Origin of the sequence: Arthrobacter sp. ok909, from assembly GCF_900104405.1 — a bacterium.
Lineage (GTDB): Bacteria > Actinomycetota > Actinomycetes > Actinomycetales > Micrococcaceae > Arthrobacter > Arthrobacter humicola.
Map to the genome: position 1 here is coordinate 233284 of NZ_FNJS01000003.1, position 13642 is coordinate 246925.

Sequence of the window (13642 nt, forward strand, 5' to 3'; positions counted from 1 at the left end):
CAAGTGACTGAGCGTATTGTTCTGGCCTACTCCGGCGGCCTGGATACTTCCGTAGCCATCGGCTGGATCGGTGAAGCCACCGGCGCCGAGGTCATCGCCGTGGCCGTCGACGTCGGACAGGGCGGCGAATCCCTGGAAACCATCCGCCAGCGCGCGCTGGGCTGCGGCGCCGTCGAGGCCTACGTGGCCGACGCCAGCGACGAGTTCGCCAACGAGTACTGCGTCCCCACGCTGAAGGCCAACGCCCTCTACCAGGGCCACTACCCGCTGGTCTCCGCCATTTCCCGCCCGGTGATCGTCAAGCACCTGGTCAAGGCCGCCCGCGAATTCGGTGCCACCACCGTGGCCCACGGCTGCACCGGCAAGGGCAACGACCAGGTCCGCTTCGAGGTCGGCATCCAGACCCTCGGCCCGGACCTGAAGTGCATCGCCCCGGTCCGCGACCTCGCCCTGACCCGCGACAAGGCCATCGCCTTCGCCGAGGAAAAGGGACTGCCGATCGAGACCACCAAGAAGAACCCGTACTCGATCGACCAGAACGTCTGGGGCCGCGCCGTCGAAACCGGCTACCTCGAGGACATCTGGAACGCCCCCACCAAGGACATCTACGACTACACCGCCACCCCGGAATTCCCGCCGGCCCCGGATGAAGTCACCATCTCCTTCGAGGCCGGCGTGCCCGTCGCGATCGACGGCGTCAAGGTCACCCCGCTGCAGGCCATCAAGGAACTCAACCGCCGCGCCGGTGCCCAGGGCGTCGGCCGGATCGACGTCGTCGAGGACCGCCTGGTGGGCATCAAGTCCCGCGAAATCTACGAGGCCCCCGGTGCCATGGCGCTGATCACCGCACACAAGCACCTCGAGGACATCACGATCGAGCGCGAGCAGGCCCGCTTCAAAGCCACCGTCGGCCAGCGCTGGGCCGAGCTGGTCTACGACGGCCAGTGGTTCTCCCCGCTCAAGCGCTCCCTCGACGCCTTCATCGAAGACACCCAGCGCTACGTCTCCGGCGACATCCGCATGGTCCTGCACGGCGGCCAGGCGATCGTCAACGGCCGCCGCTCCGAGACCTCGCTCTACGACTTCGACCTCGCCACGTACGACACCGGCGACACCTTCGACCAGTCCATGGCGCGCGGCTTCATCGAGCTGTGGGGCATGTCCGCCAAGGTCGCCTCCGGCCGCGACATCCGCGTCGCCGGAAAGTGAGTCAGCAGCAGGGCCCACGGGCGCAGGGGTCCCCGGTCGAGCGAAGCGAGGCTGGGGTGCGCCCGGGGACAAAGTCCGAAGCTACCAATACGGGTGCGCTGTGGGGCGGCCGGTTCGCCGGCGGCCCCGCAGACGCCCTCGCGGCGCTGAGCAAGTCCACGCACTTTGACTGGCGGCTGGCCCGCTACGACATCGCCGGGTCCAAGGCGCACGCCCGCGTACTGAACAAGGCCGGGCTGCTGGACGACGCCGAGCTCGAGGGCATGCTGGCCGCCCTGACGCAGCTGGACGAGGACGTCGCGTCCGGGGCCTACACGCCGGCCGAGTCCGATGAGGACGTGCATGGTTCTCTGGAGCGCGGCCTGATCGAGCGGGCCGGGACCCAACTCGGCGGCAAGCTCCGCGCCGGCCGGTCCCGCAACGACCAAGTGGCCACCCTGGGCCGGATGTTCCTGCGGGATCACGCCCGGATCATCGCGCGCGGCGTGCTCGCCACGATCGATGCTCTCGTGGACCAGGCCAAGGCCCACCGGGGCGTGGCCATGCCCGGCCGCACCCACCTCCAGCATGCCCAGCCGGTGCTGCTGAGCCACCACCTGCTGGCCCACGCCTGGGCGTTGCTGCGGGATGTGCAGCGGCTGGCCGACTGGGACAAGCGCGCCGGGGTTTCGCCCTATGGCTCGGGTGCCCTGGCCGGATCATCGCTAGGCCTGGACCCGGAGGCCGTCGCCGCGGAACTGGGCTTCTTCTCCGCTACGCACAACTCGATCGACGGCACCGCGTCCCGCGATGTCTTCGCTGAGTTCGCCTGGATCACGGCCATGATCGGGGTGGACTTGTCCCGGGTTTCGGAGGAAGTGATTCTGTGGGCCACGAAGGAGTTCTCCTTCGTCACCCTGCATGATTCCTACTCCACCGGCTCCTCGATCATGCCGCAGAAGAAGAACCCGGACGTCGCCGAGCTCGCGCGCGGTAAGGCCGGGCGTCTGATCGGCAACCTGACGGGCCTGCTGGCGACGCTCAAGGGCCTGCCGCTTGCGTACAACCGCGACCTGCAGGAAGACAAGGAGCCGGTCTTCGACGCCGCCGACACCCTGGAAGTGCTGCTTCCGGCCGTGTCCGGCATGATCGCGACCCTGAAGTTCAACACCGAACGGATGGAAGCCCTGGCACCACAGGGCTTTGCGCTGGCCACGGACATTGCCGAATGGCTGGTCCGGCAGGGTGTTCCGTTCCGCGAGGCGCACGAGCTCTCCGGTGCCGCGGTGAAGCAGGCCGAAAGCCGCGGCGTCGAGCTCTGGGACCTGACGGACGCGGAATACGCCACCATCTCGGAGCACCTGACGCCGGAGGTCCGCACGGTCCTGTCCACGGAAGGCTCGCTCAACAGCCGCAACTCCCAAGGCGGCACCGCACCGGCCGCCGTCGAACGGCAGCTGCTGGCGCTTGAGGCGGAGCTCGACGCCGTCCGCGCCTACGCGGGGTAGCGACTCTCGCCACCCGGGCTTCCCCCGAGTCGGCACTTCACGGCAGTGTTTTCGAAAACACTGCCGTGAAGTGCTAACTCGCGGCGCTTAAGGTGGGTGCATGAGCGAATCCTTCCGCCAGTACCTGCGTGCCCTGCCCGATTTCCCGGATGTCCTCCCGGAGTTTGATCCGGCCGCCGCCCCCGCAGATCCCGCCGAACTCTTCCGGCAGTGGCTCGCCGAAGCCCTGGAGGCCGGGGTGCCACAACCCAACGCCTTCAGCCTGGCCACGGCCGACGGGGACGGCCGGCCGTCCTCGCGCATGCTGATCCTGAAGGACATCGACGCCGACGGCTGGCACTTCGCCACCTCCCGGGAATCCCGGAAAGGAGACGAACTCACGGCCAACCCGCACGCGGCGCTGAACTTCTTCTGGCAGCCGCAGGGCCGCCAAGTGCGGGTGGCAGGGGACGTCGTGGCCCTGTCCGCCGCGGCCTCGGCCGCGGACTGGCACGCCCGGCCCGGAGCGGACGGCACTCAGAACCCCAACTGGCAGCTCTATGCGGTGCGTCCGCGGGAAATCGAATTCTGGCAGGCACGGCACGACCGCCGGCACATCCGGCACCGCTACCCGACCCGCTGACCGGACCCGGCTCAGTTAATCGCTGCTAATCCGGTGGCTCCGTTAGGATGGGCGCCATGACCGCAATCACACCAGAAAAGCTTCGGGAAGAACTGCACCGGGCCGCCGACACCGTGACGGGTATTGCCGCTTCGCTCTCGGAACAGGACATCAAGGCGCCGTCCGAGCTGCCGGGCTGGACCCGCGGGCACGTGCTGGCACACATCTGCGGCATTGCCAACGCGATGGCCCGCCAGCTCGAACATGCCGCCCGCGGCGAGAAAATCGAGCTCTATGACGGCGGCTTCGAGGGGCGCACCCGTGCCATCGAGATGGCGGCCGGCCACAGCCTCGCCGAGCACCGTGCCGACCTCGCCTCGTCGCTGGAACGGGCCCTGCGCGCCTTCGATTCCCTCGATGCGGCCGGCTGGCGTGCGCCCATTGCCTACCGCGGGGGAGTCGTCCTTGACGGCGGCCTGGCGCTGTGGCGGGAACTCGTCATCCATGCCACGGACCTCGGCACCGGGCGCGGACCGGAAACCTGGAGCCGGCCCTTCTGCGAGCACCTCTTCGACTTCCTCTCCGCCCGGGTCCCGGAGGGCCAGCGTTTCGTGCTGCAGCCCTTGGGGCTGCCCGACCGGGCCATTGGCAGCGGACGGAAATCCACCGTCATCAGCGGCATGCTGACCGATATCGCCGCCTGGCTGGCCGGCCGCACTCCCAGCCTCGGGAGCCTGCGCGCCACGGCAGCGGCCGACGGCGTGGACCTTCCGGAGCTGCTGCCTTGGCCCGCGGGCGTGCCCGTCAACAACTGAGCGGGGCCTGCCTTTCGTAGGGCACCCGCGAGAGCGCCTTCGAAGGGGCCTTCGTCACGGGGCCTCCCGCCAGTCGGCGCTCCCGGGCGCTGCAGCCCTACGGCCGCGACGCCGTGAGGGCCAGTTCGCGTTCCCGGTCCAGCAGGCTGCCCTTGACGGTCAGCCCCCAGCGGAAGCCACCCAGGGTCCCGTCGGTCCGGATGACCCGGTGGCAGGGAACGAACAGGGCCGCCGCGTTGAAGGCGCAGGCGCTGGCCGCTGCGCGGACGGCCTTGGGGTTGCCGGACAGCTCCGCGTACTCCGTGTAGGTCACGGGGTGCCCCGGCGCGACGGTGCGGAGCACGTCCCACGCGTGGCTGCGGAAGGGACCGGATTTCTGCAGCACCGGCACGCCCATGGCCGGTTCCGGATCGCCGGAGTAGAACGCCTCCACCGACTCGGAGATGGCGCCGAGGCCTCTAACGGTCTCGAATCCGGCCGGCAGCAGGTCCGCGTGGATCTGACCGGTCAGCTCCCCTGGAATAGCGGTCCAGCCGGATGACAGCACGGCGCCGTCGCGGGCAATGATGGTGAAAGGACCGTCCGGGGTGGACATGGTCAACAACTGGGCTTTCATGGTTTCGCTTTCTTCGGAGTCTGCGGCGGTCACTGTGACCGAGTGCGAGATGCTGTGCGCGCCGCGGCCTGGGCAGCAGCTGCCGCGCGCCAAAGGTGCATCGTGGCGTAGGAGCGCCAGGGACTCACCTCACGGAAATCGGGGGACGGAGCGGTGCCGACTGTGGTTGGTGTGAGGGACCGGATGCCATTGCGGACCGCGGCGTCGTTGGCCAGGAACACGTCCGGGGCCCCGATGACCCGCATCGCGACGTATCCCACCGTCCACGGCCCGACGCCGGCAAGCGGCAAGAGTTTGTCTTCGAGCCCGTGCACGTCATCGCCGTAGCCGAAGTCCAGGTCCCCCGAGGCCATTGCCGCGGCCGCCGCCCGGACCGAGTCGATGCGGCGTTGCGGGCCGCGGAGCAGTTCGAAGCCTGTTTCCGCGATCTGGGCGGCCGTGGGGAAGAGCCGGTGGAGAGCGTCTGCGGGCACCATGCTCTCGCTTCCGGCCGCGGAGAGCTGGACCAGAGCGGTACGCGCGGCCGCCACGGTGATCTGCTGGCCGATCATGGCCCGGATCAGGAGTTCCTGGGGGTCTACGGCGCCAGGCATCCGCATGCCCGGCGTGCGTGCCACGGCGGTGGCAAGGCGGGGATCGGCCGCGAGGGCGGCGTCGATGGCGACGGGATCGGCGTCAAGGTCCAGCAGACGCCGGACCCGGCTCAGCAGGGAGGCCAGGTCCCGGAGGTCGACGGCGCCGATGGTCAGTACCAGCGGACGGCCGGCCGCGCCGGCGTCGTACTCCACCCGGAACCGGGCATCGCCGTGGGCCAGCCGCAGGGTCCGGGCATAGGAGCTCGAGCTACCTTCTTCGATCCCGGGGATGGCGCGGACCGCGAGGAAGTCGAACACGCCGGGATCGAACGGTTCCCGGTACGGAAGGTTGAGCGTGAGCGCCGTGGTGGCAGCGGGGGCACGGTGATGCCGGGCCGTGGCCCGGAGGGCGGAGGGCGTCATGGCAAAGACTTCGCCGATGGTCTCGTTGAACTGGCGGACGCTGCTGAATCCGGCGGCGAAGGCGATGTCCGAGACCTTCATCCCGGTGGAGACCAGCAGGGTGCGCGCGGTCTGGGCGCGGCTGGCCCGCGCGAGGGACAGCGGGCCGGCGCCGAGTTCATGGCTCAGGATCCGGTTGAGCTGGCGCGAGGAATAACCCAGCCGGGCCGCCAGCCCTTCTACGCCGTCGCGGTTGATCACGCCGTCGTTGATGAGCCGCATGGCGCGGCCGGCGATGTCCGAGCGCACGTTCCAGGCCGGCGTGCCGGGCACGGCCTCCGGCAGGCAGCGCTTGCAGGCCCGGTAGCCGGCCTCGTGCGCGGCGGCCGAGGTTTCATAGAACGTGACGTTGTCCGCTTTGGGGGTCCGGGCTGGGCAAGAGGGCCGACAGTAGATCCCTGTGGTCCGGACAGCGGTATAGAACTGCCCGTCGAATCGGGTGTCCCGGGCGTCGATGGCCCGGTAGCGCTGCCAGAAGTCCATGACCCCATCCTGCCAGCTTCGCCGACCACCTGCTAGCGGAATTCGGACACGGCCGTGGCGGCCGGTTCAGTGTCCGGCGGGCGTTTGTTAAAGTCGGTGCATGACGTCCAGCCCGCTTCCCGCCAGGTCCGGTGCCGTGTCCGGGGCAGGAGCAGTGTCGGGTTCGGTATCCGGCGCCGAGCTCGGGACTGGTACTGCCGCGGACCCTGGGGCAGGGGCTGGGTCAGCTCCCGGCGCGGCCGGGTCGCTCCGGGAGCTGCTCTCGGCGGACGCCCGGCACGTGGCACCGCTGATTCTCGGAGCCGTGTTGACGCATAACGGGCGCGACGGGTCCGTCTCGATACGGATCACCGAAGTGGAGGCTTACCTCGGCCCGCATGATTCACTGCACCCTGACCCGGGCTCCCATACCTTCCGCGGCGAAACGGCGCGTAACGCGCCGATGTTCGGCCCGGCCGGCCATCTCTACGTGTATTTCACTTACGGGATGCACCATTGCGCCAATATCGTCTGCGGACCGGCTGGCACGGCGTCGGCCTTGCTGCTGCGGGCCGGCGAAGTTGTCGCGGGACACGAGCTGGCCAGGAGCAGGCGACCGACGTCGAAATCCGACAACGACCTCGCAAGCGGGCCCGCCCGGCTTGCCACCGCGCTGGGGCTGACGACGGCGGACAGCGGGCGGGACGCCCTCGTGGCGCCCTTCCGGCTGGAGCTGCCCGGGAACCCGCCGGGCCCGGCCGCCGCGGACATCAGCTCGGGTCCGCGCGTCGGCGTCTCCGGCGCCGGCGGCAGCCACGACTACCCGTGGCGGTTCTGGCTCAGCGGCGACCCCACCGTGTCCCGCTACAAGGCCGCCAAAGCGCCAAACGCCAGGAACGGGTAGCCGAAGGGACCCCTGATGCCGGGCACCCGCGGTGCGGCATGATGAAGCATTATGGGCGAGGGAAAACGCGGAAAGCCAAGCAGCGAGCTCGAACGCCTGCAGATCTTTGCGCAGCTGGCCACCGAGTACTTCCGCATGGTTGAGCTGTTCTCCGCAGGTGACGGTCCGGTCCCGATGGAGCCGGCGGAGCCAGATGAACTCGTCGATTCCGTCGACCCTGCAGCGGGGGAGCGCATGCACTGGATCGAGCTCTTCCGCGCGGTCTTGCTGCGCAAATTCATCGTTCCGGATGAACACGTGTCGCTCAAACTCGTGGTGCGGGCCTTGCGTTTGTGCAATTACGCGGCGGACGCCCGGATAACCGAGGGCGCAGATCAGGCGGCCACCTTGTTCACCGACGGGATGATCCGGGGCCGCCAGAAGTTGATGTCCGGACTCGCCCCGGATGATCAGGATGATGCCCATGACCTCTTCGAGGACGTGCTCTACGGGCGGCTTCTGCATGGCGACGCGGACAGGTTCCGCCGGTCCGGCTGGGCGGAGGACTACCCCCGGCTGAGCACTGTGGCGGCCGGACGGTTCCATGCCGAGCACGCGCTCAGAAAGGCGCTCGACGTCGTCTCCTATGGGCTGGCCCAGGACCTCCTGCGCTCACCGGACCCGGGCAGCGATGCCGGGGGCACGTCCTGTGCAGATGCAGGGCCAGGGCCTGGGCCTAGGGGTTCCTAGGGACCGGCGAAGGCGCGGAGTGCGCAGTCACCTCCGACAGCGAACGGAGCAAGCCGGCGCCTGAGGTCTTCGCGCACCTGGGGCCACTCCGGCGAGAGGATCGAGAACACGGCGGTGTCCGAACGGCCCCCGCCGGGCGCTGCGCGGTGGCCGCGGAGTATCCCCTCGAAGCGGGCGCCGAGCCGCTCGATCGCCGTCGCGCTCCGGGTGTTGCGGGCGTCGCAGCGGAACGCCACCCGGTGGACTTCCAGTACCTCAAAGGCGTGGGCGAGGAGCATGTGCTTGCTCGCGGGATTGATGTGGCTGCCCCAGAACTGCCGCCCGAAGAACGTTCCCCCGATTTCCAGGCGCTGTTGGGCGGGGACGTAGTCACACAGGGACGTCGTGCCAAGGAGGGCGCCGGTCCGCCCGTCCGTCACAGCGAACGGGATGGTTGCGGGATCGTCCAGCCGGGACTGGAACAGCGCCGCCAGTTCGCCGCTGGTCCCGGGCATCGGCGCCGCCATGCCCGCCCACATGCCGGAATCCACAAAATCAAAGAGACCTTTCGCATGCTCCGGGGCAAGCGGAACCACGTGGACGCCATGGCCGGAGAGGACGATTTCGTGTCGCATTGGAGCATTCAATCACCGCGGGAGTGGACGCAACGGTGGAATCCGGCACCCCCGAGGTGAACATTCGGTGACCGCCAGGTTGCCCGGCACGGGGCAGGCCCGGCGGCGCGTGGCTACCAGCCAGTAAGGTGGATGGGTGAATCCAAGCGAGCCGAACCAGATCAAGCCAGCAAAGCCCGTGGACGAGCTGATCGACAGCCTCTGCGCCACCATCCCGGACTACCCCCAACCCGGAATCAGCTTCAAGGACCTGACCCCGGTGTTTGCCGACGGGACGGCACTGAAGGCGGTGGTCAACGCCCTCGTTGAGCCGTTCAAGGGCCAGTTCGACGCCGTCGCCGGGGTGGAAGCCCGCGGCTTCCTTCTTGCCGCCGCTGCCGCGTACGCCACCGGGACCGGCGTCATCACCGTCCGGAAGGCGGGCAAGCTGCCGCGCGACGTCGTCTCCGAGGACTACGCCCTGGAATACGGCACCGCCACCCTTGAGCTGCATACGACCGATCTGGCGCCCGGGAGCCGTGTGCTGATCCTCGACGACGTCCTCGCCACCGGCGGTACGCTCGGCGCCGCGGCACGGCTGTTTGAGCGCTGCGGCATCCACGTGGCCGGCGTCGGCGTGGTCATGGAACTAGACGATCTGGGCGGCCGCGCGGCCCTGACCGGCCACAACGTCCGATCCTTGTTACGGCTCTAACGGGAGGTCCGGGGCTGGACCATTCGGGACGTGTCGGTAGAATTCCCTGACGAAGACTGCCTTGGCACTGTTCGACAGACCGGCGAAAGCTGAGTCTGCCGAAATGGCTGTAGAATGGTGGGTCTGTCTTTTTCGATAGGGGAACGTTCGATGCACGACGCTGATTTGGCCCATGAACGCGACTATGTGGCCGGCCTTTACGCCCGACTCGATGAGTTGCGGGCAGAGAAGCGCACCCAGCTGGCCCAGGTGCGCCGTGCCGGTGCCGTGGGCACCATGCAAAACGTCTCCGAACGCGATGCCTTCGCGGCCCTGTACGAGGACCGTCTCGCCCAGCTCGACGCCGTCGATGACCGCCTTGTCTTCGGCCGCCTGGACCTGGACTCCGGGGAGGCCCAGTACATCGGCCGCATCGGGCTGACCACCGAGGACCTGCAGCGGCTCATGGTGGACTGGCGGGCGCCCGAGGCCGGCCATTTCTATCAGGCCACGGCTTTTGACCGGCAGGGCGTTCGTCGCCGCCGGCACCTGATCCTGCAGGGCCGTGAGGTCAAGGCGATCGAGGATGACGTGCTCGACGCCGACATGCTCGCCGACAACGACTCGCTCCAGGGCGAAGGCGCCCTGCTGGCTGCCCTGAATTCCAAGCGGACCGGCCGGATGTCAGACATCGTCGGCACCATCCAGTCCGAGCAGGACCGGATCATCCGTTCCTCCATCTCCGGTGCGCTCGTGGTCCAGGGCGGACCGGGCACCGGCAAGACCGCCGTCGCCCTGCACCGCGCGGCCTACCTGCTCTACACGCACCGGGACCGGCTCAAGAGCGCCGGCGTCCTGCTGGTGGGGCCGACGTCGTCCTTCATGAAGTACATCGAACGTGTGCTGCCCTCGCTGGGCGAGACTGGCGTCGTCATGGCGAGCCTTGGCCGGCTCATGCCGGGCATCACCGCCGTGGCCGAGCCGGACTCCGCCGTGGCCGCCATCAAGGGCCGGCTGGACATGGCCGAAGTGGTGGCCAACGCCGTCACCAACCGGCAGCGCATCCCGGCCGGAAACCGCGTCCTGGAGGTCGACGGGCGCAAGCTGATCCTGACGCCGCGGCAGGTCCGCCGCGCCAAGGAGAGGGCACGGGCCACGGGCAAGCCGCACAACGAGGCCCGCGTCTCCTTCGTCAAGATCCTGCTCCGCGAACTGACCGAACAGATGACGGAGCTGGTGGAAGCCGGCAACATCGGCAACAACGCCGACCGCTCCTACCTGGCGGAGGATGTCCGGTCAGCCAGAGATGTCCGGATCGCGCTGAACCTGTGCTGGATGCCGATGACCCCGGAGAAGCTCGTGGGGGAGTTGCTGAGCAAACCGGCCATTCTGGAGGCATGCACCCCGAACCTCACCCCGGAGGAACGCGCCCTGCTGCTCCGCCCGGCCGGTTCGCCGTGGACGGAGTCTGACGTCCCGTTGCTCGACGAGGCCGCCGAATTGCTCGGCGAGCTTGATGCCGCCGCAGGCCGGGGACTGGCGCAGCAGGAACAGGACCGCGCCCGCGATCTCGCCAACGCCAAGCAGACTCTGGTCAACATGGAAACCGCCGGGGTGGATGTCCTCGTCACCGCCGAAGACCTCGTGGACCAGAACCAGGAGCGCGAGACGCGGCTGACCGCTGCCGAGCGTGCCACCACGGACCGCAGCTGGGCTTTCGGGCACATTGTGGTGGACGAGGCGCAGGAGTTGTCGCCCATGCAGTGGCGGCTGCTGGTCCGCCGTTGCCCGCTGAAGTCGTTCACGATCGTCGGCGACATCGCCCAGACGAGTTCAGTCGCCGGCGCCAACTCCTGGCACAGCGCGCTGGCCCCCATGTTTGGCGACCGCTGGCAGCTCGAGGAACTCACCGTCAACTACCGCACGCCGTCGCAGATCGCCGAGGCGGCCGCCCGGATGGCCAACGCGGCCGGCCTGGTGGTTTCCGCGCCGAAGGCCGTCCGGGAAGGACGCTGGGCGCCGGTGATCGACCGCGTGGACCAGGGCCAGATCGTCACGAAGCTCGTCGAGGTGCTGCCGGAGGAACTGGACGCGATCGAAGGTGGCTTGCTGGCGGTCATTGCCGACGGCGAGCTTCTCCCGGAAGCCAGCGCTGCACTCCGGGCCGTGTACGGGCACCGCGTCGGGACCGGTGCGGGAAGCTACGCGCAGGACATCGTGGTTATCAGCCCCCGCGAGGCAAAGGGACTGGAGTTCGACGGCGTCGTGGTCCTGGAACCGACGGACATGCTCAACCATGAGCACGGCCGGGTGGGCGACCTCTATGTGGCCATGACCAGGCCCACGCAACGCCTGAGGCTCATCGCCGCCTCCGGCGTCCCCGCCGGCATCGAGGAATAGGTCCGCTCCGGCCGCCGCGCTGTACGGCTGCCGGACGGCGGCGCGGAGCTGCCGGCCGGCAGGGCGTCACCTGCGATGCGGATGTGCTGATCCTGCTACCTTAGATTCCGTGTCCCAGCTAAATAATCTCGATGCCCAGCAGAACGACCCCAGCTTCGCCAATATCTGGCAGGAGCTGAAATGGCGCGGCCTTGTCCACGTCTCCACGGATGAGGCGGAGCTCGAGAAGCTCCTCGCCGGCGAGCCTGTGACGTATTACTGCGGCTTCGATCCGACCGCGCCGAGCCTGCACCTGGGCAACCTCGTCCAGCTGCTGCTCATGCGCCGGATCCAGCTGGCCGGCCACAAGCCGCTCGGCCTGGTCGGCGGCTCCACGGGGCTGATCGGGGATCCGCGTCCGACGGCGGAACGCACCCTTAACACCAAGGACACCGTCTCGGAGTGGGTGGGCTACCTGCAGGCGCAGGTCCGCCGCTTCCTGAGCTTCGAGGGCGACAACGCCGCCCGGATGGTCAACAACCTGGATTGGACGGCGCCGCTGAGCGCCATCGACTTCCTGCGCGACGTCGGCAAGCACTTCCGGGTCGGGACCATGCTCCGCAAGGACGCCGTCGCTTCCCGCCTTGGCTCGGATGAAGGCATCAGCTACACCGAATTCAGCTACCAGATCCTGCAGGGCATGGACTACCTCCAGTTGTTCCGCGACTACGGCTGCGCCTTGCAGACCGGCGGCTCGGACCAGTGGGGCAACCTCACCAGCGGCACTGAACTCATCCGGAAGGTTGAGGGCAAGCACGTCCATGCCCTGGGAACGCCGCTCATCACCAACTCTGACGGCACCAAGTTCGGCAAGAGCGAGGGCAACGCGATCTGGCTGGATCCGGCGATGTGCAGCCCGTACTCCTTCTACCAGTTCTGGCTCAACACGGCAGATGCCGACGTCGCGGCCCGCCTCAAGGTCTTCACGTTCCTGACCCGTGCGGAGATCGAGGCACTGGAGCTGGCGGTCGCCGAACGGCCGTTCGCTCGCGAGGGCCAGCGGAAACTGGCATACGAGGTGACCTCTCTTGTCCACGGTGTTGACGCCACGGAAAAGGTCATTGCGGCGTCGGCCGCGGTGTTCGGCAACGGCGATCTGACCGTGCTGGATGAAGCGACCCTCAAGGCTGCAACCTCCGAGCTGCCGTCCGCCACCGTGGACGCCGGCGGTCTGGGCATCATCGAACTGCTCGTTGCTTCCGGCCTATCCGAGAGCAAGTCCGCCGCCCGCCGGACCGTGGGGGAGGGCGGGGCCTACGTGAACAACGCGAAGGTCTCCGACCCCGACGCCGTTATTGCGGCCAGCCAGTTGCTGCACGGGCGCTACCTGCTCCTGCGTCGGGGCAAGAAGAACCTGGCAACGGTGGAGGTCGCGGCGCCCTGATCCGCTGCTGGTCCGTACTGAGAACGCAAGCTGCACGCTCCTTCCTGGCTGATTTGCACGTCCGGGGAGGAGCGTGTATTGTTTTCTGAGTCGCCGCCGCTGAGCGGAGACAAACCCCCACAAATGAGAAGCAATTCTTCATGCGCTAGGCGCGGATAATGAAAATTGCTTCAATTCTGCTGGGCGGATTCGCTCCACAGAGTGAAATTCGGATGAAAATCGCGAATTTGCAAAGTGGAAATGAATGAAATAAGCTGTAAACATCGCAGCGAAGAAAAGCGAAATAAAAGAATTCATTGAAATGAATTGTTTCGACAAGTATTCGAATGTGTCTGTTGTTTGAGAACTCAATAGTGTGCCAAGTTTGTTGATACCAATTTATTATGGATTGGTTGTTTTGCCAGGTTGCGCCACCCCGTGGTGTGGTCTGGTTTTTACAGCTGGTTTCAAATTTTGTGCAGCCGGTTTCTCCCGTTTTCCCGGGGGTGCCGGGTGTGTTCGTTTTTGTTTTACTTCAACGGAGAGTTTGATCCTGGCTCAGGATGAACGCTGGCGGCGTGCTTAACACATGCAAGTCGAACGATGATCCGGTGCTTGCACCGGGGATTAGTGGCGAACGGGTGAGTAACACGTGAGTAACCTGCCCTTAACTCTGGGATAAGCCTGGGAAAC

12 protein-coding genes and 1 rRNA gene are annotated in these 13642 nt (G+C 67.6%); 10 read left to right on the forward strand and 3 right to left on the reverse strand.

Annotation, left to right across the window (positions count from 1 at the left end):
- Positions 1–3 precede the first annotated feature (3 nt).
- The 4 genes from BLR03_RS04500 to BLR03_RS04515 all read left to right on the forward strand — a co-directional run bounded on the left by BLR03_RS04500 (position 4) and on the right by BLR03_RS04515 (position 4112).
- A complete protein-coding gene (locus tag BLR03_RS04500) occupies positions 4–1209 on the forward strand; it encodes an argininosuccinate synthase (RefSeq protein WP_091249950.1) in 1206 nt (401 codons plus the stop codon).
- 56 nt (positions 1210–1265) lie between these two features.
- Entirely contained in the window at positions 1266–2696 is a 1431-nt protein-coding gene (gene argH, locus BLR03_RS04505; RefSeq protein WP_254788153.1) for an argininosuccinate lyase, read from the forward strand.
- 100 nt (positions 2697–2796) lie between these two features.
- The gene (locus BLR03_RS04510) at positions 2797–3318 is read left to right on the forward strand and encodes a pyridoxine/pyridoxamine 5'-phosphate oxidase (RefSeq protein ID WP_091249954.1); all 522 of its coding nucleotides are present in this window, start codon (positions 2797–2799) and stop codon (positions 3316–3318) included.
- A 56-nt stretch (positions 3319–3374) separates the two neighbouring features.
- Positions 3375–4112 carry a maleylpyruvate isomerase family mycothiol-dependent enzyme gene (locus tag BLR03_RS04515; protein ID WP_091249956.1) on the forward strand — a complete coding sequence of 246 codons (738 nt, stop codon included), beginning with the start codon at positions 3375–3377 and terminating at the stop codon, positions 4110–4112.
- Between the two features lie 97 nt (positions 4113–4209).
- Here BLR03_RS04515 and BLR03_RS04520 read toward each other — a convergent pair whose 3' ends face one another.
- Positions 4210–4728, reverse strand: a complete 519-nt coding sequence (locus BLR03_RS04520) for a methylated-DNA--[protein]-cysteine S-methyltransferase (RefSeq protein ID WP_091250053.1) — start codon at positions 4726–4728, stop codon at positions 4210–4212.
- 29 nt (positions 4729–4757) lie between these two features.
- Entirely contained in the window at positions 4758–6248 is a 1491-nt protein-coding gene (locus BLR03_RS04525; protein ID WP_091249958.1) for an AlkA N-terminal domain-containing protein, read from the reverse strand.
- Positions 6249–6348: 100 nt separating this feature from the next.
- Between BLR03_RS04525 and BLR03_RS04530 the strand changes: the two genes are divergently transcribed.
- Together BLR03_RS04530 and BLR03_RS04535 are read left to right on the forward strand one after the other, a co-directional pair.
- Entirely contained in the window at positions 6349–7131 is a 783-nt protein-coding gene (locus tag BLR03_RS04530; RefSeq protein WP_091249960.1) for a DNA-3-methyladenine glycosylase, read from the forward strand.
- Positions 7132–7182: 51 nt separating this feature from the next.
- Entirely contained in the window at positions 7183–7860 is a 678-nt protein-coding gene (locus tag BLR03_RS04535; RefSeq protein WP_091249963.1) for a hypothetical protein, read from the forward strand.
- On the opposite strand, the gene BLR03_RS04540 is transcribed toward BLR03_RS04535, so the two are convergent.
- The gene (locus tag BLR03_RS04540) at positions 7857–8474 is read right to left on the reverse strand and encodes a GNAT family N-acetyltransferase (RefSeq protein ID WP_091249966.1); all 618 of its coding nucleotides are present in this window, start codon (positions 8472–8474) and stop codon (positions 7857–7859) included. The two genes, BLR03_RS04535 and BLR03_RS04540, sit on opposite strands and share 4 nt — an antisense overlap.
- A gap of 136 nt (positions 8475–8610) precedes the next feature.
- Between BLR03_RS04540 and BLR03_RS04545 the strand changes: the two genes are divergently transcribed.
- The 4 genes from BLR03_RS04545 to BLR03_RS04560 form a co-directional block, all read left to right on the forward strand.
- Complete coding sequence (locus BLR03_RS04545) at positions 8611–9168, forward strand: adenine phosphoribosyltransferase (protein WP_091249970.1); 558 nt, start codon at positions 8611–8613, stop codon at positions 9166–9168.
- A gap of 150 nt (positions 9169–9318) precedes the next feature.
- Complete coding sequence (locus BLR03_RS04550; protein WP_091249974.1) at positions 9319–11547, forward strand: HelD family protein; 2229 nt, start codon at positions 9319–9321, stop codon at positions 11545–11547.
- Positions 11548–11656: 109 nt separating this feature from the next.
- Positions 11657–12970: a tyrosine--tRNA ligase gene (tyrS, locus tag BLR03_RS04555; RefSeq protein ID WP_091249977.1), complete on the forward strand. Its 1314-nt coding sequence runs from the start codon at positions 11657–11659 to the stop codon at positions 12968–12970.
- Between the two features lie 514 nt (positions 12971–13484).
- Positions 13485–13642: ribosomal RNA gene (locus BLR03_RS04560) — 16S ribosomal RNA — on the forward strand; the annotation flags it as partial.